The sequence below is a fragment of the Actinoplanes sp. KI2 genome (assembly GCF_025630775.1).
Classification (GTDB): domain Bacteria; phylum Actinomycetota; class Actinomycetes; order Mycobacteriales; family Micromonosporaceae; genus Actinoplanes.
This window is the reverse complement of record NZ_JAOSZE010000003.1, coordinates 173,872-200,692: the sequence shown is the minus strand read 5'-3', so window position 1 is coordinate 200,692 and position 26,821 is coordinate 173,872. Positions and strand designations below refer to the sequence as shown.

At 71.7% G+C, this 26,821-nt stretch carries 26 protein-coding genes; 10 read left to right on the top strand and 16 right to left on the bottom strand.

Features of this window, described 5'->3' with window-relative positions:
* Window positions 1–30 precede the first annotated feature (30 nt).
* The 3 genes from ODJ79_RS04285 to ODJ79_RS04275 all read right to left on the bottom strand — a co-directional run bounded on the left by ODJ79_RS04285 (window position 31) and on the right by ODJ79_RS04275 (window position 3,630).
* The gene (locus ODJ79_RS04285) at window positions 31–1,725 is read right to left on the bottom strand and encodes a substrate-binding and VWA domain-containing protein (protein WP_263021982.1); all 1,695 of its coding nucleotides are present in this window, start codon (window positions 1,723–1,725) and stop codon (window positions 31–33) included.
* 239 nt (window positions 1,726–1,964) lie between these two features.
* The gene (locus tag ODJ79_RS04280; RefSeq protein ID WP_263021981.1) at window positions 1,965–3,017 is read right to left on the bottom strand and encodes a lactonase family protein; all 1,053 of its coding nucleotides are present in this window, start codon (window positions 3,015–3,017) and stop codon (window positions 1,965–1,967) included.
* A gap of 55 nt (window positions 3,018–3,072) precedes the next feature.
* Complete coding sequence (locus tag ODJ79_RS04275; RefSeq protein ID WP_263021980.1) at window positions 3,073–3,630, bottom strand: hypothetical protein; 558 nt, start codon at window positions 3,628–3,630, stop codon at window positions 3,073–3,075.
* A gap of 16 nt (window positions 3,631–3,646) precedes the next feature.
* On the opposite strand from ODJ79_RS04275, the gene ODJ79_RS04270 reads away from it, so the two are divergent.
* Window positions 3,647–3,907, top strand: a complete 261-nt coding sequence (locus ODJ79_RS04270; RefSeq protein ID WP_263021979.1) for a hypothetical protein — start codon at window positions 3,647–3,649, stop codon at window positions 3,905–3,907.
* 84 nt (window positions 3,908–3,991) lie between these two features.
* Here ODJ79_RS04270 and ODJ79_RS04265 read toward each other — a convergent pair whose 3' ends face one another.
* Genes ODJ79_RS04265 through ODJ79_RS04250 form a run of 4 tightly spaced genes read right to left on the bottom strand, consistent with a single transcriptional unit; the run spans window position 3,992 to window position 7,958 of the window.
* Window positions 3,992–4,591 (bottom strand): GTP-binding protein, encoded by a 600-nt coding sequence (locus tag ODJ79_RS04265; protein ID WP_263021978.1) that lies wholly within the window; start codon window positions 4,589–4,591, stop codon window positions 3,992–3,994.
* Window positions 4,572–4,973, bottom strand: coding sequence for a DUF742 domain-containing protein (locus ODJ79_RS04260; protein WP_411267256.1), 402 nt, complete (start codon window positions 4,971–4,973; stop codon window positions 4,572–4,574). The genes ODJ79_RS04265 and ODJ79_RS04260 overlap by 20 nt, the downstream gene beginning before the upstream one ends.
* The gene (locus ODJ79_RS04255; protein WP_263021977.1) at window positions 4,963–5,385 is read right to left on the bottom strand and encodes a roadblock/LC7 domain-containing protein; all 423 of its coding nucleotides are present in this window, start codon (window positions 5,383–5,385) and stop codon (window positions 4,963–4,965) included. The genes ODJ79_RS04260 and ODJ79_RS04255 overlap by 11 nt, the downstream gene beginning before the upstream one ends.
* On the bottom strand, window positions 5,382–7,958 hold the full coding sequence (locus ODJ79_RS04250; RefSeq protein WP_263021976.1) for a nitrate- and nitrite sensing domain-containing protein: 2,577 nt from the start codon (window positions 7,956–7,958) through the stop codon (window positions 5,382–5,384). Before ODJ79_RS04250 ends, ODJ79_RS04255 begins: the two co-directional genes overlap by 4 nt.
* Window positions 7,959–8,289: 331 nt before the next feature.
* On the opposite strand from ODJ79_RS04250, the gene ODJ79_RS04245 reads away from it, so the two are divergent.
* The 3 genes from ODJ79_RS04245 to ODJ79_RS04235 all read left to right on the top strand — a co-directional run bounded on the left by ODJ79_RS04245 (window position 8,290) and on the right by ODJ79_RS04235 (window position 10,983).
* The gene (locus ODJ79_RS04245; RefSeq protein ID WP_263021975.1) at window positions 8,290–8,925 is read left to right on the top strand and encodes a hypothetical protein; all 636 of its coding nucleotides are present in this window, start codon (window positions 8,290–8,292) and stop codon (window positions 8,923–8,925) included.
* Window positions 8,926–8,939: 14 nt separating this feature from the next.
* A complete protein-coding gene (locus ODJ79_RS04240; RefSeq protein WP_263021974.1) occupies window positions 8,940–9,914 on the top strand; it encodes a hypothetical protein in 975 nt (324 codons plus the stop codon).
* Window positions 9,915–9,984: 70 nt separating this feature from the next.
* Complete coding sequence (locus tag ODJ79_RS04235) at window positions 9,985–10,983, top strand: helix-turn-helix transcriptional regulator (RefSeq protein WP_263021973.1); 999 nt, start codon at window positions 9,985–9,987, stop codon at window positions 10,981–10,983.
* 63 nt (window positions 10,984–11,046) lie between these two features.
* Here ODJ79_RS04235 and ODJ79_RS04230 read toward each other — a convergent pair whose 3' ends face one another.
* Window positions 11,047–11,547, bottom strand: coding sequence for a hypothetical protein (locus ODJ79_RS04230; protein WP_263021972.1), 501 nt, complete (start codon window positions 11,545–11,547; stop codon window positions 11,047–11,049).
* A 274-nt stretch (window positions 11,548–11,821) separates the two neighbouring features.
* Entirely contained in the window at window positions 11,822–13,753 is a 1,932-nt protein-coding gene (locus ODJ79_RS04225) for a peptidase (protein WP_263021971.1), read from the bottom strand.
* Between the two features lie 148 nt (window positions 13,754–13,901).
* Here ODJ79_RS04225 and ODJ79_RS04220 point away from each other — a divergent pair, with 148 nt between their 5' ends.
* Window positions 13,902–15,116, top strand: coding sequence for a cytochrome P450 (locus ODJ79_RS04220; RefSeq protein WP_263021970.1), 1,215 nt, complete (start codon window positions 13,902–13,904; stop codon window positions 15,114–15,116).
* Here ODJ79_RS04220 and ODJ79_RS04215 read toward each other — a convergent pair.
* The gene (locus tag ODJ79_RS04215) at window positions 15,111–16,643 is read right to left on the bottom strand and encodes a beta-N-acetylhexosaminidase (protein ID WP_263021969.1); all 1,533 of its coding nucleotides are present in this window, start codon (window positions 16,641–16,643) and stop codon (window positions 15,111–15,113) included. The genes ODJ79_RS04220 and ODJ79_RS04215 overlap by 6 nt on opposite strands.
* 25 nt (window positions 16,644–16,668) lie before the next feature.
* On the opposite strand from ODJ79_RS04215, the gene ODJ79_RS04210 reads away from it, so the two are divergent.
* Window positions 16,669–17,208, top strand: coding sequence for a GNAT family N-acetyltransferase (locus ODJ79_RS04210; protein ID WP_263021968.1), 540 nt, complete (start codon window positions 16,669–16,671; stop codon window positions 17,206–17,208).
* Between the two features lie 223 nt (window positions 17,209–17,431).
* Here the strand turns inward: ODJ79_RS04210 and ODJ79_RS04205 are convergent, their stop codons facing one another.
* From ODJ79_RS04205 to ODJ79_RS04185, 5 genes are all read right to left on the bottom strand, one after another.
* A complete protein-coding gene (locus tag ODJ79_RS04205; RefSeq protein WP_263021967.1) occupies window positions 17,432–18,187 on the bottom strand; it encodes an SGNH/GDSL hydrolase family protein in 756 nt (251 codons plus the stop codon).
* Window positions 18,188–18,223: 36 nt separating this feature from the next.
* Complete coding sequence (locus tag ODJ79_RS04200) at window positions 18,224–18,742, bottom strand: NUDIX hydrolase (protein ID WP_263021966.1); 519 nt, start codon at window positions 18,740–18,742, stop codon at window positions 18,224–18,226.
* A 19-nt stretch (window positions 18,743–18,761) separates the two neighbouring features.
* On the bottom strand, window positions 18,762–19,604 hold the full coding sequence (locus ODJ79_RS04195) for an LLM class flavin-dependent oxidoreductase (RefSeq protein ID WP_263021965.1): 843 nt from the start codon (window positions 19,602–19,604) through the stop codon (window positions 18,762–18,764).
* Complete coding sequence (locus ODJ79_RS04190) at window positions 19,601–20,173, bottom strand: NADAR family protein (protein WP_263021964.1); 573 nt, start codon at window positions 20,171–20,173, stop codon at window positions 19,601–19,603. The genes ODJ79_RS04195 and ODJ79_RS04190 overlap by 4 nt, the downstream gene beginning before the upstream one ends.
* Window positions 20,174–20,525: 352 nt before the next feature.
* Window positions 20,526–21,878 (bottom strand): helix-turn-helix transcriptional regulator, encoded by a 1,353-nt coding sequence (locus ODJ79_RS04185; RefSeq protein ID WP_263021963.1) that lies wholly within the window; start codon window positions 21,876–21,878, stop codon window positions 20,526–20,528.
* Window positions 21,879–21,946: 68 nt separating this feature from the next.
* On the opposite strand from ODJ79_RS04185, the gene ODJ79_RS04180 reads away from it, so the two are divergent.
* Genes ODJ79_RS04180 through ODJ79_RS04170 form a run of 3 tightly spaced genes read left to right on the top strand, consistent with a single transcriptional unit; the run spans window position 21,947 to window position 24,827 of the window.
* On the top strand, window positions 21,947–22,909 hold the full coding sequence (locus ODJ79_RS04180; RefSeq protein ID WP_263022098.1) for an ABC transporter ATP-binding protein: 963 nt from the start codon (window positions 21,947–21,949) through the stop codon (window positions 22,907–22,909).
* A 1-nt stretch (window position 22,910) separates the two neighbouring features.
* Entirely contained in the window at window positions 22,911–23,648 is a 738-nt protein-coding gene (locus ODJ79_RS04175) for an ABC transporter permease (protein WP_263021962.1), read from the top strand.
* A 48-nt stretch (window positions 23,649–23,696) separates the two neighbouring features.
* On the top strand, window positions 23,697–24,827 hold the full coding sequence (locus ODJ79_RS04170) for a magnesium and cobalt transport protein CorA (protein WP_263021961.1): 1,131 nt from the start codon (window positions 23,697–23,699) through the stop codon (window positions 24,825–24,827).
* Between the two features lie 396 nt (window positions 24,828–25,223).
* On the opposite strand, the gene ODJ79_RS04165 is transcribed toward ODJ79_RS04170, so the two are convergent.
* Window positions 25,224–26,141 carry a hypothetical protein gene (locus ODJ79_RS04165; protein ID WP_263021960.1) on the bottom strand — a complete coding sequence of 306 codons (918 nt, stop codon included), beginning with the start codon at window positions 26,139–26,141 and terminating at the stop codon, window positions 25,224–25,226.
* 263 nt (window positions 26,142–26,404) lie between these two features.
* Between ODJ79_RS04165 and ODJ79_RS04160 the strand changes: the two genes are divergently transcribed.
* Window positions 26,405–26,797 (top strand): DUF2750 domain-containing protein, encoded by a 393-nt coding sequence (locus ODJ79_RS04160; protein WP_263021959.1) that lies wholly within the window; start codon window positions 26,405–26,407, stop codon window positions 26,795–26,797.
* Window positions 26,798–26,821 lie beyond the last annotated feature (24 nt).

The window sequence follows — 26,821 nt, the reverse complement described above, 5'->3', positions numbered from 1 at the left end:
CCTCGCTGCGTACGAAATCGTGGTTTGCGGTCAGTTCGCCCCGGTGCGGGTGGCGATCGCCTCCAGGAAGATCTCACCGATCTTCGCGGGGTCCGGCGCGATGAACACGCCGCCGGCCGCGGTGGGCTTCACGATGGTCTCGAGCTCCTTGCGGTTGACCTCGGGACCGATGCCGATGATGACCACGCGTACCGGGCGCTTCGGATCGTTGAGCTGCTTGAGCCTGGCGATCAGAGTGTCCTGCGTGATGCCCTCGTCGTTCTCGTTCACCCCGTCGGTGAACAGGAGCACCGAGTTGACCTTGCCGGGCTGCCACGAGTTCTGCACGTTCTGGTACGCGGCGAGCAGGGTGTCGTAGAGACCGGTGTTGCCGTTCCGCTTCGGCACGATCTGGCTGATCGACGCTTGGATCTTGGAACGCTGCGACGAGAGCGGGCTGATCGGCACGATCTCCCGGTACGGCTTGGTGCCGTTCATGTCGGTGGAGAACAGCCACACGCCGACGGCCCACTTGTCGTCGAAGAGAGCCAGACCACCGGAGGCCGCCGCTTGGGTCACCGCGGCCCGGGTGGCGCCGCCCGCGGTCGGCACCGGCTTCAGCATCGAGCCGGAGACGTCGAAGACGGCCAGCGCCCGGCCGGGCAGCGTGATCGCGGACCAGGAGCCCAGCGCCTGGCTGAGCGCGGCGGCGCCGGGCTGGCCGGCCGCGGCCGAGCCGCCGCTCGACTTGCCGTCGGAACTGATCGCCGGGGACGCCTCGGGGGCGCTGGTCGGGGCGGCGAAGCCGGAGCCGACGCTGCCGTCCGGGGCACGCAGGCCGGCCGAGGCGAGCGCGTTCTTGAAGGCCGCGCTGTTCAGCTGCTGGTGCAGCGCGGTCGCCGCGGCCGACTTCTGCAGGTCGACCTCCGGCATGATCGCGTACGGGTAGTCCAGCGGCAGCGGGCTCGGGTCGAGGTAGAGCGCCGCCAGCGGGACCGGCGGCCGCTCCGCGTCGTAGCTGATCACGTCCTGCTCGGACAACGGCGCGGCGCTCAGGGCGGTCGCGATGTCGTTGGGGTCGTGCGGGAACTTCTGCAGCAGGTCCTCGCGGAGCGCGGACGAGCTCTGGGCCAGCGCCTTGAGCGCGCCGACCTTCACGGCCTGCGCCTGCGGGCCGGCGCCGGCCGCCTGGCCCAGCGCGAGCAGGCCGGACAGGCCGGCGGCGTCGCGGTTCGGGTCGACGACGCCGGTGCGCAGCTGGGTGCTGGTGGTCAGCTGGGTGAGCAGGTCCTTCCAGCCGAGCCTCTTGTTCGGCCAGCCGAGTTGCTCGGCGACCGGCTGCGGCATGGCGACCACGATCGGGCTCTGCGCGACCGGCTTGCCGTCGGTCGGCACGAAGCCGGGCGCCTCCTGCTTGAGACGCAGCAGCCAGGTGGAGGAGTCGGGGATCCAGACGTCGGGGACCTTCACCGACTCGGGCGCGGTACCGACCCCGTTCAGGGTGACCCGGTGCTCCCCGGCCACCGCGGCGGCCATGATCGCCGGCTGAATCGGGTTGACGGTCACCGCTATACAGGTTCCGTTGACGTTCGCGCCGTTCTGGATCCAGCTCTGGGCCGTCTGCTCGACGGCAGTAGCGATCTCCGTCGTGGCGGCGACGGTCAACCGGACCGAACCGGTGCACCCGGAGTCGGACAGTCGCTGATAGCCCAGATAGGACCCGGCAAGGACGACGACAATCGCCATCGCTGCCCCAACGACGCCCGCTCCTCGGAAGTTAAAGTTTCGACGATGGCGGCCTGACACGCGCTCTATAGTGCGCATCACAGAACCCGAATGCCATATACGTTCGGCGGAAAGTTACTCGGTTTAGGTTTTCTTCAGAGCAATACTACGTACCGTGGTGGCGCCGTTTCGGACCGTGCTGGGCCAGTCGACGCTTTTGGCAACTTTCCGGACAATTCGGATTAGTCCCATCTCGCGCATCACCTGACCGCCATCGATGTCCAGCGCAGCAGGCATGTGGGGCTGGCCTGGGCGATTGGCTCACCCTGCGGCTCGGGCACGCCGGAGTCGGGATCGATCCGAAACGTTGTTACGCTGTGTGATCTTTCGTTGGCTACGTAGAGGTGATTTCCCAGGAGAATCATGTGGCGGGGCCAGTCACCGGCAGTAGAGATCTCGGCAATCGGGGTGGCCCGTTCACCGTCCCAGGAAAAGGCGGACACCGTATTCGGCCCGCGGTTCGCCACGTAGACGAAGCGACCGTCCGGGCCCATGACGATCTCGGACGGGTAGGTCGGCCCGTCCTGGGTGCTCGACGGCACCTCGCCGGCCAGCTCGAGCGAGCCGTCCGCGGCGGGGTGGTACCAGGAGAGGTTCGCGGCCAGCTCGCCGACCAGCACCATCGTGTCGTGCGGGGCGATGCGCAGGTGCCGCGGGCCGGTGCCGGGCTTCGCGACGACCGCCGGCGCCAGCATGTCGAGCCGGCCGCTCACCGGGTCGAGCCGCGCCCGCCACACCCGGTCGGCGCCGAGGTCGGCGATCAGCACGCAGTCCCGGTCGGGCAGCACCATGTGCGCGTGCGGTCCCTCCTGGCGCTCCGCGTCCGGCCCGCTGCCGGCCAGGTCGAGCAGGTCGGACCGCTCCCCCTGCGCGCCCTCCGGGTCGAGCGGGTGCACCGCCACCGAGCCGCTCGAGTAGTTGGCGACCAGCAGGAACCGGCCGTCCGCGGTGACCGAGAGGTGGGCCGGGTCGGAGCCGCCGGTCGGCTGGATCGACAGCGGGGTCAGCTCGCCGTCGTCGGCGACGGTGAAGGCGCTGATCGTGCCGTCGGACTCGAGCTCGTTGACCGCGTACAGAACCGGCAGGGTGGGGTGCTGAGCGAGGAAGGAGGGAGAGGGGGTACGAGCGGCGACGCCCAGGCGCGTCAACGCGCCCGAGGTGGGATCGCGGCGCAGCAGGGCGATGCCCTCGGCCGTACCGCCCTTGTCACCCGTGTAGCCACCGACGTAGATGTACTCAGCGTTCGCAGCCATGCTCAGATCCCACCACATCCGCGGCCCCGACGCGGGTTTGCCGGGCGACCCTCCGTCACCAGGGGGTGCGCATCAGGTGGAGGGCGGCTCGGCGGCAGGACGGGGACGGCGACAGCGCGTGCCGGGCGGTGACCAGGCCGGGGGCGCTGCGGGTGACCGTGCCGGACAGGTGCGGGTAGCGGTCAGCCAGGTCCAGGGCGGTGATCACCGAAGTGAGCGGCACCGCCACGCCCTCCGCATCGGTGCCCATCGCGGCCAGCAGGGTCGCCGCGTGCGCGGTGCCGATCTCCGCCAGGTCGGTGGAGAGGCGCGGCGTCCCGGCGGCGGCGGTCAGGATCGCGTACGGGAAGGAACTCAAGCGGCCGTCGGAGCGCCAGAGGTGAAAGCGCCGCGCGGAGCGGCTGCCGTGCAGCCGCCAGCGGATGCCGGCGTCGACACCGGCCAGCCAGAGCGGCCAGCGCCGGCAGTGGTACGCCTCGACGCCCGCCGCCCAGCTGCCCGCGCAGCCGAGGTCGTCGAGGCACCGGACATGGCCCGGGCCGGGGAGGACCCCGGTCGCCGGCGCCACCATCCAGGGGAGCACCGTCCAGTCGTGTCCGGCCAGGCCGAGCACCAGCCGGTCGCAGAGGGTGCACCTCCCGCTGCGCGCGATCGACGACGGCGGGCTGGTCGACCTCAACCATCTCGACGCGTATCAGATCGCCGTTGCCACCAAACTCCCGGTGGCCAGTGCCCTCGTGATCGTCGCCGACCGGGCGGCGAACGGCCCGTTCACCCGGCCCGAGGAGCTGGTGTCGCGGGGGCTGGCGGACGAGCGCACGGTCAAGCGCCTCGCCGCCCAGCTGATCTGCATCCCGCCCGGGCCGCACCCGGCCTGGCCGCCGCGGTGAGGCGACGGCCGGGCGCAGGTCGCTAGGGTCTGTCCTCGCCTCGCTCCCGCGTGATCGGCAGGACCGTGCCCAGCCGAGCCGGCCTCAGCGGGAGCCGGCCGCGGCCAGCTGACGACGGGCTACGTACTCGACCAACTCGATCAGGACATTTCGCGCGCCGAGCGGCTCGCGGGCGTCGAACAGCACGACCGGAACCCCCGGGTCGAGGTCGAGCGCCCGGCCCACCGCGTCGGCGGCGAAGCGCTGCTCGGCCTCGAAGCAGTTGACCGCCACCACGAACGGGGTGCCGCGCTGCTCGAAGTAGTCGATCGAGGGAAAGCAGTCGGCCAGGCGGCGGGTGTCGGCGAGCACCACGGCGCCGAGCGCGCCCTGGGAGAGCTCGTCCCAGAGAAACCAGAAGCGGTCCTGCCCCGGCGTGCCGAACAGGTAGAGCTGCAGGTCCTCGGTGATGGTGATCCGGCCGAAGTCCATCGTCACGGTCGTGGTGGTCTTGCTCTCCACGCCGCCGATGTCGTCGGCGCCCTCGACCCCGGTGAGAATCTCCTCGGTCTGCAGCGGACGGATCTCGCTCACCGAGCCGACCATCGTGGTCTTGCCGGCGCCGAAGCCACCCGCAATCAAAATCTTGAGCGCTACCGGGATGCGCGACGACGCACCGTTGCGGTCAGAGCGCACGGAGTCCATTGACAACCGCCTTGAGAACGTCGACATCATGCGGCCGGGATGCCGCCGGGGGTTCGTACATCGAAATGAGCCCTGCCGAGCGTAGATCACCGAGCAAAACCCGGACGACGCCGACCGACAGGTCGAGGGTGGAGGCCAGCTCGACCACGGGGATCGGCTCCCCCGCGGCGGCCACGATCGCATGGTGTTCCGGCTGCATACGGCCGGCCGGCTCGGACTCGGCCGGGGTCGCCAGGACGAACGCCATCATGTCGATCTCGCCGCCGGTGGGCGCGACCCGGCCCTGGGTCATCGCGTAGGGCCGGACCACCGGGCCCGCATCCCGGTCCAGCCAGTCGTTGGCGAGCCGGTTGTGCGCGGGGCGCATCGGGTCAGCCGGCATCGGAGGGCACGACCGCGGCGCGTTCCGGTGCGCTCATGTTCTGGCCCACGCGGGTGACGAGCATGGCCATCTCGTACGCGATGAGGCCGAGGTCCGCGTCGCTGGAGGCGAGCACCGCCAGGCACGCGCCCTGCCCGGCGGCGGTGACGAAGAGGAAGGCCGATTCCATCTCGACCACCGTCTGCCGCACCGGGCCGGCCCGGAAGTGCCGGCTCGCCCCCTTCGCCAGGCTCTGGAATCCGGCCGCCATCGCCGACAGATGATCGGCGTCCTCGCGCTTGAGTCCGGCTGAGGCGCCCATCATCAGCCCGTCGGCCGACAGCACCACCGCCTGCTGTGCGGCGGGAACCCGCTCGACGAGATCGTCGAGCAGCCAGGTGAGGTTCGCGCTCTGCTTGGTCGTCTGGGTCACTCTGTGTCCTTTTCCGGCCTGGTCACATCATCCTGCTCGGGGGTGGCGGCCCCCTCCTTCATGGCGTTGTCGGCGAGCGCCAGGTTCACGATCGCCGGAAAACTGACGGTAGCCGCATCCGCAAAGGACGCACCGCCTGGTGCTGCCCCGTTGCCGTTTTCCTCCGGCTTCGGGTGATCTTCAGATGCCCGTTGTCTCGGGATCTCGAGCCGGGACGCGTCGATGCGCCCGCGGGTCGTGCCGTGCTGCAACGCGCTCATGATGCTGCGCATCTGCTCCGGGGAGCGTAGCGGGACGGTCGGCTCGTCCGGCAGAGTTCCGGCCGGGCGGCGCAGTTGTGGCGCGAGGCTGGCCTGGCGCACCCGCTTGGGCAGACCGTCCTCAGTGGTGTCCGCCACCGCCGGCGCCGGCTTCTCCTTGCGCACGCGACGCCGCTGCACCAGACCGTCCGCGTTGAGCCCGCCGGCCACCGAGGACGGCGCCGGGTCGGCCCTCGGCTCGGGTGGTGCCTCGAGCTCGGGAACGGTCGCGAGCCCGGCGAGCGTCACCGGCCGCCCGGCGATCAAGATTTCTTCCAGCTTCCCGGCGCCCTGCCACTGCAGCGCGGCCAGCGAGCTGCGGTCGGCGGTCCCCGAGCCGACCAGCGGACGGTCCCCGCTGCCGCCGGGCAGCGCCACCTGCTCGGGAGCGCCGACCACGAGATCGCCGGGGACGAGCACGACCGCCGTGATGCCGGCGTACGCGGACGGGCGCAGCGCCACCCGGATGCCGTGCCGGCTCGCCAGCTGGGCGACCACGAACAACCCGAGGCGGGCGCTGTCCGTGGGGTCGAACTCGGGCGGCTCGACCAGGCGACGGTTGGCCTCGTCGATCGCCTCGCGGGTCATGCCGAGGCCACGGTCCTCGATCTCGATCGCGTACCCGTTCGGCAGCACCTGACCGGAGACCTGCACCTTGGTCTGCGGCGGGGAGAACGAGGTCGCGTTCTCGAACAGCTCGGCGAGCAGGTGGATGATGTCGCCGACCGCACGGCCGAGGATCGCCGACGACTCGATGGCGCGGATGTCGATCCGCTTGTAGTCCTCGACCTCGCTGATCGCGCCGCGGATCACATCGATCACCGGCACCGGGTTGCGCCAGCCTCGGCCGGGCGCGGCGCCGGCCAGGATCACCAGGTCCTCGGCGTGGCGCCGCATCCGGGTGGCCAGGTGGTCGACCCGGTAGAGATCCTCCAGCTCCTGCGGCTCGGTCTCCCGGCGCTCCATCCGGTCGAGCAGGGCGAGCTGGCGGTGCAGCAGCGTCTGGCTGCGCCGGGCGATGTTGAGGAACACCTCGTTGAGCCCGCGCCGGACGTTGGCCTCCTCCACCGCTGACTGCACGGCCGTCCGCTGTACGTCGTTGAAGGCGTGGCCGAGCTGGCCGATCTCGTCCCGGCCGTACTCCAGCGGTGGCGTCTCGACCTCGACGTCGACGTTCTCGCCGCGCTGCAGGCGACGGACCACGTTGGGCAGCCGCTCGGTGGCCATCTCGAGCGCCTCACCGCGCAGGCCGCGCAGCCGGCCGACCATCGACCGGCCGACCCGGATCGAGATGGCCACCGAGACGCCGAACGCGATCAGGCCGAGAACCGCGGCCAGCGCGAGGCGGAGCAGGATGGCCATCGCCAGCGAGGAGGCGCGCTCGGTCAGCCCCTGAATCGCGCCGTCCTCGAAGTCGCGCAACTCGTCGGCGGTCTGCCCGTACGGCAGCCGCCAGCTGTCCGCGCCGACCGGCGAGATCTGGCCCGCCCGGCTCTGCGTGATCAGCCGGTCCATCATGTTGCTGAGCTGCGCGAACGCTGGACCGACGGTGAGCTTCTGATAGCCGACGCGACTGGACTCGGGCAGGTCGTTGACGCCCTGGGTGAGCAGGAACCGGGCGATGCCGATGTCCTGCACGAGGGCGGCGCGGATCGGCTCGGAGAACTTGCCGCTGACCGTGGCGCCGGCCAGCAGCGAGTCGACCCGGCTCAGGTATTCCTGGCCGTGACCGAGGGTGGTCAGGGCGCGAATCTGCCGGTCGATCTCGTCGTCCGGGAAGGTCGCGGTGGCGAGGAACATGTCGAACCCGGCCGCCACCATGCCGTTGAACAGATTCTGCGCGCCGATCGGGTCGAGTTGGCGGCCGGCGATGTGCTCGCGCTGCTCCGGCAGCAGGTTGAGCTCGGTGTAGAACTGGTTGATCCGCTCGCGCAGGGCGGGAGTGGCCGCGCGCCACGCGTCGCCGCCGCGGGCGACCGCACGAAAGTCCTGGACGGCGCGATCGGTCGCGCTGCGCTGTGCGGCGAGCATGGCGGCCGAGGCGCTGGTGTCGGAGAGGTACTGCACCGACAGGCGGCGCTCGCGCTGGAGCTCGGTGATCACGACCTCGCCGGGGGTGGCCACATCGGTGGCCAGCGTGCGCGCGGACAGCAGCGTGAGTGCCGGGTCGGCGGTCAGCGCGGTCGCGAACAGCCACACCGCCAGCAGCGCCGTGAGCGGCACGGTGATCATCGTGATGATCTTCGAACGGATCGACCAGTTGCGGGTTCTCATCAGGCTCCGCCCGAGGTTGACAGCTTCCGGCCACACGTCGCCCCCGGATCACCGACCTCGTTGCAGGCCGTCACCGTCCGCGTGCGCCTTCCGGAGAATACGTAAAACATTCAGCCTGAGCTACCACCCAAGCGGACAATATATGACCGGTCTGTCCTAATTGCCCATGGAGATTGGCACGCCGGAGAGCGCGCTCCCAAAGTCGGCCATGCGACAGAGCCGTCGATCTCCACGGCCGGGTGGCGTGGTCGGGTCTCGTGGACGTTCTCGCCAAAGGGGATTGACGACCCAGGGTGAGTGGGAATACCGGGACTGAAGAAGGAGGAGACCGATGTCCCCCACACTCACCATCGTCCTGATCATCGTCGTCCTGGTGATCATCGCCGCGATCGTGTACGGCGTGCAGGCCGGACGCCGCAAGAAGCTGCAGAGCACCTTCGGGCCCGAGTACGACCGCGTGGTGGCCGACACCGGCAGCCGCACGGAGGCCGAGAAGGAGCTGCGCGAGCGCGAGAAGCGGCACGCGGAGCTCGAGCTCAAGGAGCTCAGCCCGGAGTCCCAGCAGCGGTACCGCGCCGCCTGGGAAGAGGTACAGATCCAATTCGTGGACAACCCGACCGAGGCCGTCGGCACGGCCGACGAGCTGGTCACCCGGCTGATCACGGAGCGCGGCTACCCCACAGCCGAGTACGACGACCGGCTGGCCGATCTCTCCGTCGAGCACGCGAACACCCTCGAGCACTACCGCGAGGCGCACGCGATCAGCGAGCGCAACTCGGCCGGCACGGCCGGCACCGAGGACCTGCGGCTGGCACTCGTGCACTATCGGGCATTGTTCGCCGATCTGCTGGGGACCGACCCGGTATCGACGACTCCTGGTACTACTACATCCGATCCTGACGATGAGCCGGCGCCCGCTCCCCGCAGGGCGACCGACACCGACGCCGCCACCGACACCAGCCGCTGAGGGAGTCATCGACCATGAAGTTCTTCTCCAACGACGCCAAAGAGAACTCCGACGAGCCGTACGGCGGCGACCACGGCGATGTGGTCACCTCCGATCCGATCGCGGTGCCGCAGCAGCGGGCCGGCTCGCCGTGGAGCGATACGCCGACCGATACCGAGCGATCCGAAGACACCGCGCGATCCGAAGACACCGTGCGGTCCGACGACACCGCACGGTCCGACGACACCGTGCGGTCCGACGACACCGTGCGGTCCGACGACACCGCACGGTCCGACGACGCCTCGCTCTCCGACACCACGCGATCCGACACCTCGCGATCCGACGAGACCGGCAGTCCGGACGACGAACTCGCCGAGCAGGAGCCGCGGGACGACGCCGACGAACCGGCCGCCCGCCGCGACGAGACGGGAACCGTGACGACCTACCACCCGGACGGCACCGTGGAGACGGACGACGGGGCGGACGACACGGACACGGACTCCGAGCCGGCGCTTCGCCGGGACGTGACCGACGAGCCCGCCGAGGACCAGGCGATCAAGGACGAGGGCACCTTCGACAGCCCGCAGGCGGTCGAGCCGGCCACCGGCGAGCCGCTCGCGGCCGGGTCCGATGAGTCCGACGAGCCCGAGTCCGACCCCGCGCTGCGCCGGGATGTGGCGGAGGCACCGGCCGAGCCCGCCGACACGGTGGCCGCTCCGGCCGCTGCTTCGGCGACGCCGGGCAGTGTGTCCGCCGCGCCTCTCGACCGGCTCTTCAGCGACGGCGACTCGTTCGCCGAGCGGTTCCGCGAGATCCAGCTGCGCTTCGTGGACAGCCCCAAGGAGGCGACCGCCGACGCCGCCGCCCTCGTCGGCGAGGCGGTGGACAAGCTGACCAGCGCGCTGCAGGCGCAGAAGGACGCACTGGGCGGCGTCTCGGACGACACCGAGCAGCTGCGCGTTCAGCTGCGCAGCTACCGCGACCTGCTGAACCGCCTGTCCGCCCTCTGATCGACACGCACCGCGGAAGGGGAGCCGGAATGGCTCCCCTTGTGTCGTACCCGGCGGCTACCGTGCGGACATGCGCGCCGGACGTCTCGTCTCGCTCCTCCTGCTGCTGCAGACGCGGGGGCGGATGACCGCGCGCGAGCTCGCCGACGAGCTCGAGGTGTCGGTCCGCACGGTGTACCGGGACGTGGAGTCGCTCGGCTCGGCCGGGGTGCCGATCTACGCCGACCGCGGGCCCGCCGGCGGCTATCAGCTGCTCGACGGCTACCGCACCCGGCTGACCGGGATGACCGGCGACGAGGCGGGCACGCTGTTCCTGGCCGGCATGCCGGGGCCGGCCGCCGAGCTCGGGCTCGGCTCGGTGCTGGCCGCCGCGGAGCTCAAGCTGCGCGCGTCGCTGCCGGGTGAGCTGGCCGACCGGGCCGATCGCGTACGGGAAAGGTTCCATCTCGACGCGCCCGGGTGGTTCCGCGGTGCCGAGCCGACGCCGCATCTGTCCACGGTGGCCGACGCGGTGTGGAGCGGCCGCCTGCTGGCGGTCCGGTACCGGCGGTGGAAGGCGCCGCGCGAGGTGACCCGCACCCTGCACCCGCTCGGCGTGGTGCTGAAGGCCGGCCGGTGGTATTTGGTGGCGACCGCCCGCGACCGGGTCACGGCCTACCGGGTGTCGAACATTCTCGAGGCCGAGGTGCTGGACGCGCCGGCCGAGCGGCCGGCCGGCTTCGATCTCGCGGGCTTCTGGCAGGAGTGGGCCGACCGGTACGAGCAGAGCGTCTACACCTCGACCGCGACGGTGCGGATGACCGAGTCGGCGTTGCGGATGATGGCGTTCGTCTTCCCGCCGGAGATGTCGCGCACCGCCCGGGAACTGGCCGGACCGCCCGACGAGGACGGTTGGCTGATCACCACCGTCCCCATCGAGTCGATCAAGCAGGGCCACATCGAACTGCTCAAGCTCGGCGACGAGGCCGAGGTGCTGGCGCCGGCCGAGCTGCGCGAGCGCTTCACCGGAACGGCCCGCGGGCTGGCCGCGACGTACCTGACCGCCGAGGCGCTCGCCAAAGCCCCGTAATCCCTTGACCGGCGGTTTCCGTGATCCTTGACCGCCGATGCGCTCGCCGGAACCCGTGATCCGTCAGGCGATCGGGCCGTCGGCCACGATGCCGCCGGCCGGGTTGGCCGACACGTCGAGGCCCGGCGTGGTCGTCGGCGGCGGGTCGGGCGCATCGGTCGGCGGTGTGGTCGGCCCGGTCGGCGGCGTCGTCGGTCCGCCGGTGGACTCGGTCGGCGGGCTGGTCGGCCCGCCGCTGCCGGACGGCGAGGCCGAGACGGTCGGCGATGTCGTGGTGTGCGACGGCTTCGGCGCCGCGGTCCTGGTGTGTTCCCTCGCCGACGGCGAGGTGCTCAGCCGCAGCACCGTGGTGTGCGGCCTGGCCTTGTTCGTCGCCTCGCCGAGCGGGCTGTCGCCGGCGCCCGAGCCGCCGACCAGTTGCTCCGGGCCGGCCGTGTGCTCGCCTACGGCCGGCGGAGGCACCGGCGCGGTGTCGACCGCACCGAGGCGAACCCCCAGCCACATCGCCGGCCCCAGTCCTACCGCGACGATCGCCCCGAAAAGCGCCGCGGGTCCCCGATCCATGGTGACCTCCCCCGTGTCATGCCTGATCATCCGACGCCGTCCCGGAACTGCACTACTCATTTCCGGAAACGCCGAGCGAATAACCACTGAGGCTATTGTGACTGCAGGTGATCAGCCCGTAACTCATTCGTCGTGGATGAGACGGACCTATTTGAGGTCACGGATGCGCAGCTCAGGGGGTTCACGGCGGCGAATGCCGGTTTGCGCGCAGTCTGGGATAGTGCCCGAATTGTGACCGGACGGCGCTCCGCACGATCCTCCGGCGGAACGGGGGTCAGCGGGTGCTGGTGAGGAACGACACGGCGTCGTCGAGAGCCGTCCAGCCGCCGGGCAGCTCGTCGGAGTCGAGGGCGGTGCGCACGCTGAGCCGCCCGCCGTCGCGAAGGCTCATCTCCCACGAGCGGCGACCGTTGCGGCTCGCCGACGCACCGGCCACGTCGGCGAACGGGACAAAACGGCTTTCTCCCGCCGCGTCCGGCATCCCCGGCGCCTGATCGTCTCCCGGCCGGGCGGCCCGGCCGTCGGCGAGGATGCCGTCGGTGGCCAGCCGGTTCAGCCGGCGTTTCGCCTCGCCGGCCCGGGACCGCGGCAGCCCGGGCACCAGCACCAGGCCGGTCTCGACCACCAGCAGGTCCGTCCGCACGCCGTCGACCAGCACGTTGACCACGCCGCCGATCACCGGCACCCGCGCCGGCGGCCGCCCGGCGGCGGACGGAACGGCCGCGGCGAGGTCGATGCCGAGCGCGGCGAGGCGCTCGCGGGCCTCGCCGACCGTGGCCGGGTCGGCGGCCAGCTCGGCCGGGCCGACCACGTCGAGGTGACTGCCGTCGATCGCGACCAGCTCGGCCGTACCCGTCCAGCTGTGCCGCCAGCGGGCCACCCCGCCGTGCAGCGCGGCCAGCGCCAGCAGGAGGGCGATCAGCTCGACGACGCGGCCCGCCGTCTCGTCGGGCGGCCGGGAGTCGAAGAGCGTCTCGGCGATCTTGCCAAGCCGGCCGTCGGCGGCCAGGTCGAGCACGTCGGCCGGGCCGGTGACCGGGGAGCCGGCCACTCGGGAGATCGCCCGCAGCGAGGCGTCGGCCTCCCGCTCCATCTCGGCGATCCGGGCCGCGTCGAAGAACTCCTCCCAGGGCAGCACCGTGCGCCCGGCGGGCGGGAACGCCACCGCCTGCAGAGCGCGGCCGAGGCCCGGCAGGTCGGGCACCAGGTCGCCGGCGGCCGGCCGCTCGGCCGGCTCGGGCCCCTCGTCAGTGACCGCGACCAGCGCGGCGATCCGGTCGCCGAGCGGGGGATGCGGATCCCACTCCCCCGGCGGCTCGGGCTCGCGGGCGCGCAGCACCTCCATCTCGCCGGCGCGGGCGCGCAGCACCTCCATCTCGCCGGCGCGGGCGGCCAGCACCCGCAGGAAGCCGCCGAAGACGTCGTCCGGCACGTGGCCGGCCTGCCAGCCGGGGCTGAGGTACTCGGCGTGGAACAGCTGCTGCAGCCCCTCGAGCGCGGGGCCGTCGCGCAGCGCCTCGGCGGCGGGACGCCCGCCGGTGAACTCGGCGGCGACGCGGTCGGCGGCCAGCTCCTGCTCGGCCGCGAAGAGCGCGTCCCGGCGGCGATACCACGCCGCATAGGCCCGGAGGACGGGGCCGGCCGGGCTGCGCCGGGGAATGCGCGGCACGATGCGGGCCAGGGCGACCCGCCCCCGGTACGCCATCGGGGCGAACCGGCCCAGCCGCGGCGTCCCGTGCGCGAGCTCGTGCGCCACCGCGGCCCGCAGCCGGGGCTCGTCCCAGGCCAGCAGCAGTGGCAGGCCGAGGAACAGCTCGCGGCGGCCGCCGAGGAGCCCGGTCAGCCGTACCCGCTCGGTCAGCGCGACGGTCGCGCCGGCCACCACGGTCAGCCCGTCGGGCGCGCGCACCCCGGCCGCCGCCGCGGCGGCCTCGAGCAGCTGCCACAGCGCCGGTGCATCCGCCCGGGTCACCGGCACGCCGGCCGGGGCCGGGCGGCGCGGGCGCAGCGCCCGGACGGTGGCCCACCAGAGCAGGCCCGCGGTGGCGATCACCAGCGGGAACGCGACCCGGATGGCGGCCGAGCCGGGCAGCGCCATCAACACCGCGGCCACGATCAGCAGCGCCACGACCACCTGCAACCAGGCGATCAGCAGGAAGCCGGCGAATGTGGCGGCCGAGAACGCCGCGCGCTTGCCGTCGCGCACCCGGGGAACCTCCGGCCCGAAGGGGAACTGGACAGGGGAACAGCCTAGAGCGGGGCGCCGACAGAAAACCCAGACGCCGGGTCCGGTGGCGGGAAGAATTAAGGAAGTCTTGTTGCGCTGTATCGCGCAGTCACGGGAGGGAATACGGATGGCCATGCCTCGGCGCGAACAGTCCCTCGCCCTCGCCATCAAGGGGTACGCCTGGCTGCCCGATCTGCGCCGGCGCGGGCGCGGCGGGCCGGTGCCGATGCGGTTGCTGGGCCGGCCGGCGGTCGCGATCGGCGGTCCCACCGCGGCCCGGTTCTTCTACGAGACCGGCAACGTCGAGCGGCACGACGCCATCCCCGGGCCGGTGCTGGACACGCTGTTCGGCCGGGGCGCGGTGCACACGCTCGACGGCCGGGCGCACGACCTGCGCAAGGCGCTGTTCGTGGCGCTGCTGATGGGCGACGGCGTGGACACCCTGGCCAAGATGACGGGGATGGCGTTCGACGAGGCGGCCGACCGGTGGCGGGACGCCGGCGAGATCTCGCTCTTCGACGAGACCGCCCTGGTCATCACGGACACGGTGGCCCAGTGGTGCGGCGTACCGGAAGAGCAGAGTGACCGGATCGACCTGGCCTGGGATCTCCTCGCCATGATCGATGGGTTCGCGACCCTCGGCCCGCGCCATGTGTGGGCGCGGCTGGCGCGCCGGCGCCAGGAGCACAACCTGGCCCGACTGATCGAGGAGGTACGCCGGCAGGACCCGGCCCCGAGCGCACTGTCCGCGATCGCGCACCACCGGGTGGACGGGCGCCCGCTCGACGCGCGCACGGCGGCGGTCGAGCTGATCAACATTCTCCGGCCCACGACGGCGGTGACGTGGCTGGTCGCGTTCGCGGCGCACGCCATGGAGCTCTGGCCGCAGATCCGGGCGAAGGTCGCGGAATCGGACGAGTACGCCACGGCGTTCGCGCACGAGGTGCGCCGGTTCTACCCGTTCACGCCGTTCCTCGGCGGGCGCGCGGCGCGTGACCTGCGGTTCCAGCGCATCGACATCCGGCACGGCACGACGATCCTGCTCGACGTCTACGGCCAGCACCACGACCCGCGGGTCTGGCCGGAGCCGTACGCGTTCCGCCCGGAGCGCTTCCTGCACCGGGCGGTCGGCGAGTTCGAGCTGATCCCGCAGGGCGGCGGCGACCCGCGGACCGGCCATCGCTGCCCCGGCGAGCAGATCACCGTCGCGGTGCTCGGCACGCTGGCGCAGCGGCTGGCCCGGCTCCCGTACTACCTGCCGCCGCAGAACCTGACCATCGACCTGACCCGCATCCCGGCCCGGGTCGCCGGCGGCCCGCGGATCGTGCTGGCGCGCTCATAGCCAGTCGATCTCCGGTGATCGGTGGAAGTTGATGCCCTGGGCCGTCCAGCGCGGCCCGAGGGCGGCCAGCCGCGCCCGGAACGAGCGCCACTCGCGGTCGGCCCGCGGGGTCCAGCCGACCTCGGCGATCGCGGCCAGCCGGGGAAAGGCCATGAACTGCACGTCGGCGAGCGAGCGCAGGGTCTCCGACCAGAGCGGGGCCTCGACGCCGAGCAGGGACTCCTCGCCGACGCCGGGAAGCCGGTCGGCCGGGTCCCAGTCGTAGGCGCGCTCGACGCCGAGCAGGCCGGCCCAGTCGAGGCCGAGCGGGCTGTCCCGGTCGTACTTCATGTCCAGGTAGGTGCGGTCGGCCGGGGACATGATCACCTGGTGCCCGGCGGCGGCCGCCTGCGCCACGCCGCCGTCGGCCGGCTCGATCCGCCAGTACTGCGGGATCGCGGTCGGCGGCAGGTCGGCCGCGGCGATCTCGTGCCAGCCGATCGCCCGCTTGCCGTACTTGCCGGCCAGCGGCAGGACCCGGCGCAGGAACGTGCGGTAGTCCTCGGGCGGGGTGGAGAACGCCTCGTCGCCGCCGATGTGCAGGTAGGGGCCGGGGGTGAGGTCGCTGACCGCGCGGATGACGTCCTCGACGAACGCGTAAGTCTCCTCCTTGCCGGCGACCAGCGAGCTGTAGCCGACCTCGGCGTCGGTGCGCGGCGGGACCGGCCGCCCGTCGGCGGTGAGCTCGGGGTAGGCGACCTGGACGATGTTCACGTGGCCGGGCATGTCGATCTCGGGGACGATCGTGACGTATCGGGCCGCCGCGTAGGCGACCAGATCGGCGTACTCCTGCATGGTCAGGAAGCCCGGCCCGGCGCCGTCCACGCCGGTGCCCGGGCCGCCGCCGACCTCGGTCAGCCGCGGCCAGCCGGGGATCTCCAGACGCCAGCCCTGGTCGTCGGTCAGATGCAGGTGCAGATGGTTGATCTTCAGCTGGGCGATCGAGTCGATGAACGAGCGGATGTCGGCCGGCCCGAAGAAGTGCCGGGCAAGATCGAGCATCGTGCCGCGGTAGGCGAACCTCGGCTCGTCCTCGATCCGGCCGCCGGGCAGGACGATCTCGTCCGCCGGCTCCTCCGGGAGCAGCTGCCGCAGCGTTTGCAACGCCGCGAAGAGACCTTGGTTGCTGCCGGCGCGCAGGGTCACGCTCTCCGGGTTGATTTCGATCGCGTACGCCTCGGCGGGTTTGCCGCTTCGGTCGTACGCGTCGAGGTTCTGGTCGGGGTTTTGGTCGGGGTTTTGGTCGAGGTTTTTGTCGTACCCGTCGAGGAGGATGCGGAATGAACCGGCGTCCTCGCCGCTCGTCCGGGAGACCGGGCGGCCCGTGACGCGCCGCAGCAGCTCGGCCAGCTGCTCGGCGAGGTCCGCGGCCTCCGGGGCGGCGCTCACGGACAGATCGGAGGAGATGCGGAAATTGGCGGCCGGATCGGGCCGCACCGAGACCGGTAGGGGGATCACATCGCCGAGTTGCCTGGTGAGTGCCTGCACCCGAGAAACCTTAAACTGTCTTTCCATGTCGATCACGACCCGTCGCGCCGATCTTGCCGATCTCGACCTGCTGCATGACCTGGCGGCTCGCACCTTCGGGCTGGCCACCCCGGCCGGAACCCGGCAGTCCGACATCGATGCATTCATCGCCCGGCACCTGTCCGCGGAGAGCTTCCGGCGGTACCTGTCCGACCCGGAGCGGATCATCCTGATCGCCGCGGAGGACGGCGTGCCGGTCGGATACTCGATGCTGGTTCGCGGGCCGATCGCCGACCCGGACGTGGCGAAGGTGGTCGACGCGGCGACGAGCATAGAGCTGAGCAAGTTCTACCTGGCGCCGCACCGGCACGGGTCGGGGGTGGCGGCCACGCTGATGGCGGCCACGCTGTCCGAGGCGATGGCGACCGGGGCCGCGCACTGCTGGCTGGGTGTCAACCAGCAGAACGAGCGGGCCGGGCGGTTCTACGCCAAGCAGGGGTTCGAGGTGGTCGGGGTCAAGCGCTTCCTGGTCGGCGACGTCTGGCATGACGACCACGTGCGGATGCGGGCGCTCGTTTCCGCCTGAGCTTCGCGGGTCGGTGCCTCTTACGCGGCGACTCCTACGGCGCGGCGGGTCAGCGCGGGCCCTCTTACATGGCGGCGTCGCTTGCACGGGGGCGTCGCTTGCACGGGGGCGTCGCTTGCACGGGGGCGTCGCTGGCACGGCGGCGTCGCTGGCACGGCGGCGGGTAAGCGAGGCGGATCTTGCGCGGCGCCGGGTCAGCGAGGCGCCTCTTGCGCGGCGGTGATCAGGCCGCGCCGATCGAGACCCAGTCGAGGTATTTGCCGGTGCGCTCGTCGCCGGAGGAGTGGCCACGCAGGCGGCGGTTGACCCAGGGCAGGACGTGCTCGCGGTAGTAGCGGACCTCGGCCAGCACCCGGCGCGGCTCCTCCGGGCCCGGGTCGATCACGTGCGCCTCGGTGGAGTGGCCGAGCGCGGTCAGCGCCAGGCTGGCGACCCGGCGGTGGCCGGCCGCGTTGAGGTGCAGGCGGTCGGCCGACCAGTACGCACCGCGGCGGATCTCCTGGTCGTGGAAGACGTCGACGAAGGTCAGGTCGAAGCGGTCGGCGAACGGCCGCATCGCCTCGGTGAGCATCTCCCCGCGGCGGCGCATCATGCTGCCGAACGGGAGGCGCTCGGACGGGTCGGCGCCGCTGAGCAGCAACACCGGCACGCCGGCGTCGGCGCACCGCCGCAGCGCCATCTCGGTGAGCGTGACCAGGCGCGACATGTCACCGCCCGGGCGCATCATGTCGTTGCCGCCGCCGTTCAGGGAAAGCAGCGTGGGCTTCGGGTCGAGGGCGAGGGCCGCGTCGAGCTGCTCGGTGACGATCGGCTCGAGCAGGCGGCCGCGGATGGCGAGATTGGCGTACTGGATGGTCTGCTTCTCGCCCACGGCCAAGCCGGCGGCCACGAGATCGGCCCAGCCACGCTGCGTGCCGTCCGGCAACGTGTCGCCGAGGCCCTCGGTGAAGCTGTCCCCGATCGCCACGTACCGCGTCACTTCATGTCCTCCCGCTCGGGTTCCCGGGGGCCGAGGTTACCGAACGGTCGCGTTCGGGAAGGTCCGGTCGTGACTCAGATCGCCCGGTCGCGCGAACCAGGCCGACGCGCCGGGCTGCACGGCCAGCTCGATCCGGCGGCGGGTCTGCTCGCCGATCGGCGGGAGAGCGTCCAGGGTGAACCAGCCGACGCTCAGCGACTCGTCGTCGTTGACCCGGGCCTCGCCACCGACTGCCCGGCAGCGGAAGCAGAGGTCCACGAACTCGCACTCGTCACCGTTCGGGTAGGTGTGCGGCGGCTGGGTGAAGACGCTGGTCAGCCGCTCGGCGACGACGTGCACGGCGGTCTCCTCGTAGACCTCGCGGACCACCGTCTCGGCCGGCTGCTCGCCCGGGTCCATCATGCCGGCGACCAGCGACCACTCGCCGGTGTCGGCTCGCTGGGCGAGCAGCAGGCGCTCGTCGTCGTCAAAGACCACGGCGGTGACTCCGGGCAGCAGCAGGCAGCGCGGCCCGAGGTCGGCGCGGATGCTTCGGAGGTAGGGGGATATCGGCATATCGGACAAGGTAGCCCGATCAATCGAACAACGGACGGACCTCCTCGGCGACCTGACGGACGAACCCGACCGGGTCGGGATCGTCCGGGGTGGGCTGCAAAATCAGCTTGGTGGCGCCGGCGGCGACGAATTCCCGCAGGCCGGCGGCCATCTCCTCGGTCGTGCCGGAAACGCCGGGGACGTCGACGCCGTACCGCTGCTGCTGCTCTCGCAAGCGCTCGGCGGCGCCCGGTCCGAACGCGGCCGGGACGAAGACCACCATCTCGTGGGGGGCCTTGGCAGCAATGTGGCCCAGGGCGCGGGCAACGCCGGCCGGGGAGGTGCCGCCGGTCAGGATCGTGCCGTCGCCCACCTCGCCGCCGAGGGCCAGCGTCTTCGGACCGGTCGAGCCGACGTACAGGGGCGGCACCTGCGCGGGCGGCCAGTCCAGCTTGACCGCGTCGAGGTTCACGTAGCGCCCCTTGGTGGTGACCTCTTCACCGCGGAGCAGGGCGCGCAGGGCGGTCGCGTACTCCCGGAGGAGAGTGAGCGGCGACGCCGCGCGATTCCCGACCTGACCCATCCATTCCTGTACGCCGTGCCCGATGCCCGGCAGCGCACGGCCCCCGGAGAAGCGGTCCAGCGTGGCGATCTCCATGGCGGTGATCGCGACGTTCCGGAACGGGACCGGCATGATGCCGATGCCCACCTTCAGGTTGTCGGTCCAGGCCAGAGCAGCGGCGGCGGCCGAGATGCCACCGTTGAGGAAGCAGTCCTCCCAGAGCCAGAGCTCCTCGAGCCCGGCCTCGTCGGCGGCGCGGGCGATGGCCCGCAAGCTTTCCGGCGGATTCTGCGGCAGCGAGATGGCGCCAATGATCGTCATGAGCCCTCACTCTGCCACTCGTGGCGGGCCTGCATGAGGGCGAAGCCGAGCAGGTTGAGGCCGCGCCAGCGGGCCGGGTCGGTGGCACGCTCGTCGGTGGCGGCCAGTCCGATGCCCCAGACACGGTCGGTCGGGCTCGCCTCGACCAGGACGCGTTCGCCGGTGCCGACGAGCCAGTCGCGGAGGGCGCGATTTTGGCCGAACTTGTGGCGGCACGCGTCGGTGACAATCTCGAAGCGGTTGTCCACCCAGGTCGCCTCGTCGAAGTTGGCCACGCCACGGCCCAGAACTTTGGCGTCGCGCGGGTGTCCGGCGTGGACGATGCGCTCGGCCGAGACCTGATCACCGAAGAGCACGGCCTTGCGCCACATCATGTAGTGCTCGGCCGAGCGGAAGAGGGCACCGTCCACGGTGAACTCCGCCGGCCACCATTGACTGAGGCAGCCGGCACCGATGCTGCCGTCGCGCTGCGGCCGGTGCCCCCAGAACAGCAGGAACTTGTGGCGGCCGGGGTCGGCGTCGGCCAGGAGGTCGTCTGTCGAGCTCGGGGGCGGGTTCACGGCGTCCATTCTGCGGTGGCGCCGACGGGCCCGCAGCCTCGTTTCGGCCGGCTGTGGAAATTCAGCGAATCTTATATAAGCAGCGGCTTAGGCGGCGGCGAAAATTGTCGTAGGCCGTCGATAGCTTCTTCGTGTGAGTCGGCGCCACGGGGGCGCCGACCCACACACCCTCGTTGATGCCGCCTTGACGGTGCGGTCAGGCGGCAGCGTGGCGGCGCCTCCGCGGTCGCGGGCGTCGCAAAGGCGCAACAGCGGCTCCGCAGCAAGGGGGCGCCGCGCGGCAGCGCTTCCGTGGTCGCGGGCGCCGCAACAGCGGCTCGGCGGCCAGGGGTGGCGCAACGGCGCAACAGCGTCTCCGGGGTCAGGCGGTGCCGCGCAGCAGCGCCTCCGCGGTCGCACGGACGCGGTCGCGGAGCTCCGGTGGGGACTCGATCGTGAAGGGGACGCCCATCACGCCGAGGACCATGACCGGCCAGGAGAGGTCGTCGACGTTCATCCGGAGACGGCAGGCCTGAGCTCGCGCCGGGTCGGCGGGTGCGGCCGGGTCGGGAGGCGCGGCTGGGGTGGCGGGGAGGGGCTCGACCGTGCCCCAGTGGCCGACGATCGCTTTCACCTGGGCGGGCGGGGCCTGGAGCGTTACCGAGATGTCGTGGCGGTTGGGGATGGCCGCTATGCGGGAGCGAAGCCAGGCGACCGGGTCGCCGCCGGGGATGTCGCGTGGGCGGAAGCGGGCGCCGGTCGGGGCGGGGTCGGTCAAGCGGTCCACGCGGAAGCTGCGCCAGTCGGCGCGGTCCAGGTCCCAGGCGATGAGATACCAGCGCCGGCCGAGCGGCACGAGCCGATGCGGCTCGACGTGCCGGGCGGTGAGGGCGGCGCCGCCGTCGGGGCGCGCGTCGCGGGGTGCGGCGGCGTGCCCGGGCGCGCCTTCGCGGACTGCGGCACCTTTGCGGACTGCCGCACTGTCGCGGGCCGCCCCACCGTCGCGGACTGCGACGCCGGCACGGGCCGCCCCGCCGTCGCGGGGTGCGGCGGCGTGCCCAGGCGCGCCGTCGCGGACTGGGGCGCCGTCGCTGGCTGCGGCGCCGCCGCGGACTGCGGCGCCATCGCTGACCGCCCCGCCGTCGCGAACTGCGGCGCCGTTGCGGGCGGGGTCGCGCGGGTCGCGGGCGGGGTCGCGCAGGTCGCGGGCGGGGTCGCGCAGGTCGCGGGCGGGGTCGCGCGAGTCGCGGGGGGCGTAGGTGAAGCGGAGGCGTTCCTCTCCGCGGCAGGCCAGGGCGACTGTGGTCAGGGCGGAGGCGTCGAGGGTCGGGCCGCCGCCCAGGACGCCGGGGGTGGTGACGGCTCGTAGGGCGTCTATTCGCTTGCGTAGGCGGGGTGGTAGCAGCTGGATGACTTTGGCCAGCGCTCGCACCGACGTCTCCTCGAAGCCGGCGACCGCGCCGGCCGCCGCCGTGCGTAGGCCTACCGCGATCGCCACCGCCTCGTCGTCGTCGAGGAGAAGTGGGGGTACGGCGGCGCCGGCCTGGAGTTGGTAGCCGCCGGCGGCTCCTCGGGTGGCGTCTACCGGGTAGCCGAGGTCGCGCAGGCGGTCCACGTCGCGGCGGAGGGTTCGGGGGCTGACCTCCAGGCGGTCGGCCAACTCGCCGCCGGGCCAGTAGCGGTGGGTCTGCAGCAACGACAGCAGCCGCAGCATCCGGGCACTCGTGTTCGCCATGACATCAGACTCCGCCGCATTGAGGCCAGAAACTGTCCGCAATGAACTCTAGCGTTGAAGGCATGGCGATGATCGAGACACGAGGACTGACCAAACACTTCAAGGACGTGCGGGCCGTCGACGGCATCGATCTCACGGTGGCGCAGGGCGAGCTCGTGGCGCTGCTCGGGCCGAACGGGGCCGGCAAGTCGACGACGCTGCGGATGCTGACCACGCTGATCCCGCCCACCTCCGGTACCGCGAGCGTGGCCGGCTTCGACGTGGTGCGGCGGCAGCGCGAGGTGCGGCTGCGGATCGGGTACATCGGGCAGGGCAACGGCGCCGGGCACAGCCAGCGTGGGCGCGACGAACTGATCAGCCAGGGCCGGGCGTACGGGATGAAGGTCGGTGATGCCCGGCGGCGGGCCGCGGAGCTGATCGACTCGCTCGACCTGGGCGAGGTGGCCGACCGGACGGTGGCGACGCTCTCCGGCGGGCAGCGGCGGCGGCTCGACATCGCGATGGGCCTGATCCACTCGCCGGACCTGCTGTTTCTCGACGAGCCGTCCACCGGGCTCGACCCGCAGAACCGGGCCAACCTCCAGGAACACATCCTGCGGCTGCGCGCCGAGCACGGCACCACGATCGTGCTGACCACGCATTATCTGGACGAGGCCGACTCGATGGCCGAGCGGGTGATCGTGGTCGACCATGGGCGGGTCATCGCGGACGACACGCCGGCCCGGCTCAAGGCCGAGCACGTCGGGGACACGATCCGGTTCGGCTTCGACACGGTGGTGGAGGCGGAAAAGGCAGCCATCGTGCTTTCGGGGCGCGGGGTCGCGTACGGCAAGGAATTGAAGATCCGCACGGAGGGTGGGCCGCGGCAGGCGCCCGGGATGCTCGAGGATCTGCGTTCCGCCGGTGTGCCGGCGGCTTCGGTGGAGGTCACGCGGCCGACGCTCGACGACGTATTTCTGCAGCTCACCGGCCGAAGCCTGCGCGAGGGCGGCCGGGACAGCGCGCCCGCCGAGCAGCTCGTGGAGGCGTGAGATGACCACGATGATCAACGACACCATGACCGTCTTCAGCCGCGAGCTGCGGCCGACCCTGCGCCAGCCGTTCACGCTCGTGATCTCGATGGTGCAGCCGCTGGTGTTCCTGGCGCTGTTCGCGCCGCTGCTGCCCGGCGTCGACTCGCTGCGCTGGTTCGTGCCCGGCATCGTGGTCATGTCGTGCCTGTTCGCGGCGTCGATGACCGGCTCCAACCTGCTCTTCGAGATGCAGACCGGCTCGCACGAGCGGATGCTGGTCACTCCCCTGCGCCGGCCGGCCCTGCTGATCGGGCGCGCGCTCAAGGAGATCGTGCCGATGGTCGCGCAGGCCGTCCTGATCGTGGTCGTCTGCCTGCCGTTCGGGTATCGGCTCGACGTCGGGGGCGCGCTGCTCGGGCTGGTCGTCCTGGCCGGGTTCTGCGTGGGCATCGGCGCGCTCTCGTACACCCTCGCGCTCGCCTCCAAGCACCAGGAATGGCTGTTCTGGACGGTGCAGCAGACCGTGCTGTTCCCGCTCCTGCTGCTGGCCGGGGTGCTGTTGCCGCTCGACAACGGGCCTGGTTGGCTGCGCGCACTCAGCGCCTGGAATCCGCTGCGGTACGTCGTGGCGGCCGAGCGGGCGCTGTTCACCGGCGACGTGTGGGCGTCGAGCACGATCAAGGGCTTGCTTGCCGCCGTCATCGTGGGAGCCCTGGGCCTGCTGGTCGGCGTGCGTGCGATGCGACGCTCCGCGTGACCGATACGGTCGGTCCGGCAGCGGTCGGATGCAGACAGGGGTCGACGGATGTTCGGGTTGCTCACACGCAGACGCAGGCGCGGGACGGTGCCGGTCACGGAGCGTCTGCCGCGGGCGATCGGGCGGCTCATCGAGGGCATCGCCCCACGCTCCGCGCCGGCCGTCCCGCAGCAGCGCCGGCACAACCCGGACGCCGTCGTCGACTGCGCGCTCTACGCGGCCGGCGTCCGGCGGCCGGGCACGGTGCACTACACCGAGGCGGCGCGCGCGGCCCGGCGGCGGCGGGGCACGTACGTCTGGCTGGGTCTGCACGAACCGGACCGGGCCACGATGCGCTCCATCGCCGAGGCTTTCGACCTGCACGAGCTCGTCGTCGAGCAGGCGGTGGAGGCGGGGCACCGGCCGGCGCTGGACACGTACGGCGAGATGACCCGGCTGGTCCTGCGCACCGCCAAGTACGTCGAGCACGACCAGCTGACCGCCACCACCGAGGTCGTCGACACCGGCGACGTGACCGTGCTGATCGGTCGCTGGTTCGTGCTCAGCGTGCGGCACGGCGCGGCCGGTGCGCTCTGGCCGGTGCGGCAGGACCTGGAGAAACGACCGGCGGTGCTGCGACAGGGGCCGTGGGCGGTGGCGTACGCGATCGCCAACCGGATGGTCGACGAGTACCTGACGGTCGCCGAGGCGGTCGAGCGCGACCTCGAACGGCTCGAGGAGGAGACCTTCTCGGTGCACCCGTCCCCCGAGATCGCCCACTTTTACCAGCTCAAGCGCGAGATGGTGGAGTTCAAGCGGGCGGTGCTGCCGCTGTCCGAGCCGCTCGGCCGCCTGATCGACCATCCGGACCTGCCGGCCGGCCTCCAGCCCTACTTCGTTGATGTACGCGGCCGGCTCGCCCGGGCGGTCGACCGGGTGGCCGGCTTCGACGACCTGCTCAACTCGATCCTGCAGGCCCGTCTCGCCCAGGTCTCGATGAGCCAGAACAACGACATGCGGATGATCGCGGCGTGGGCGGCGATCGCGGCGGTGCCCACGGTCATCGCCGGGATCTACGGCATGAATTTCAGCCACATGCCGGAGCTGGACTGGAACTACGGGTTCGGCGCGGTGCTGGCGCTGATGGGGGTGCTCTGCGGGGGCCTGTACTGGCGGTTCAAGCGCTCAGGTTGGTTGTGACCGCTCCGCGCCGGCGCACAAACTTCCCCACCAGCAACAAAGATCACCCGATCGTACGAGGTGAGCCCCCGGCCGATCCCGCGTCCACTCCGGACAGCCGTCGCCTGCTCGACCGGTCTGCCGTAGCCCGCTGTGACGACAAGTTACTACCTTGGATCCGTCGACGACGCGTGTCGCACCGCGCGTCTCGTCGGCCGCGAAGAGGACCTGCGCCCGGCCGGTACTGCCCCCCAGCCGGCCGGGCGCATTCCCTTTTATATGTTCGGCGACGGGGTCGCCGTGTACTGGCGAGATCTCCTCAGAGACTAAAAGTTTCTGCTGCTAAGTGTGCTGTTTCAGCTGAAATCCCCGACATGTCGCGCAGCCGTCGGGCCGACGTGCGCCGCCGGCCGGATTTCAGGGCTTTACGGGCGTGCCGGTCTTGTGCAGGTGGTGAGCCTTGTGCGCCAGATGCGTCTTGTGGAGCTTGTGGGCGCTGCGGATCTTGTGCGCGATCGGCTTGTGCACGAGCGGCTTCTGGACCAGCGGCTTCTGGACCAGCGGCTTCTGGACCAGCGGCTTCTGGACCAGCGGCTTCTGGACGACCGGCTTGTGCGCGGCCGGCTTGTGCGCGACCGGCTTGTGCGTGGCGGGCTTGTGCGTCTTGGGCTTGTGCGCCCTCTCCAGGTCCTTCGGCGCGCCACTGGCAGCCGCGGCGGGGTGAACCGGCTGGCCCGCCGCGTGCGCGGGCTTACCCGGCTGGCTGGACTGACCCGGCCGGACGGGCTGACCCGGCCGGACGGGCTGACCCGGCCGGACGGGCTGACCCGGCCGGACGGGCTGACCGGGCCGGGTCGGGTGGCCCGGCTGGCCGTGCACCGGCGGCGTCAACTTGCGCAGGACGGGGAGAGACAGGGTGAAGACCCGGCTCTCCGCGTGACCCCGCCGCGTGCAGTTGTTGAACGAGATCTCGGTACGAAGGTGGGCGACACCGGCCCGGGCGAGGTGCGCGGTCAACTTGACCGGCGTGACGTCGGTGTGCCCCGGGCTGAGCGTGCTGCCGTGCGAGAAGGTGGCGAAGGGTGCCCGGCCGGCATAGTCGACCTGGACGTGGCGGCTGGTCACCCGGACCTGGACGTCGCAGACGCGCCGGTCGGTACGCCAGTTGATGTTGACCCAGTTGTCGCTGTGTGCGCGCACCGCGCCCAGCCAGGTGGAGACCGGCTGCGGACCGCGGGTCACGGCGCTTGCGGGAGCGATGGCGGTCACCGCGCCCAGGCCGACGGCCGCGGTGGCGAAGGCCATGACCGCGCCGATACGCCGACTGTTGTTCATCCATTCCTCCGGTGGGTGTTCGAACGCCCGGCCGTGCGGATGCCGCGGCGGGCGAAACGGACACTAGGTGCAATACGCTAACCGCGCCGTCTTTTCAGGCGCGTTTTGGACTTTCCTTACCATCTCCGTACAAAATGGTTAGATGGCGTTCGGCCGAAAAGACGATGCCGGCCGACACCTGGCGAGGCGGCCCGGGCAGCGCAAACGGGCGTCCGGACGACGGCGATCGGCCACGATGAGGCGTACGCCAGAAGGGAGTCGGCATGTCACTCAGCGGTGCACACAGGGCGGCGTTCCGCCGGGAGGTGACCCAGCAGGGTCAGGTCTTCGCGATCCGGGACCCGGCGGGATTCCCGGCGCCGGCCGGCGACGACGGACGGCGCGCGGTCCCCTTCTGGTCCAAGCCCACCCGCGCCCAGTTGATCGTCCAGCACGTCCCGGCGTACGGCGGGTTCGAGGTGGTGCCGATCCCGGTCGAGGAGTGGCTGTCCACCTGGCTGACCCGGCTCGAGCAGGACGATCTGCTGGTCGGGGTGAACTGGGCCGGGGCGAAGGCGACCGGCTACGACCTGACGCCCGGGCAGGTGTTGCGCTGGTTCGCCGAGCTGGAACCCGACGTCGCCGAGGACACGCGAATACCTACCGGCCAGCAGTAGTTAGGTCCGGCGCCGCCCCCTATG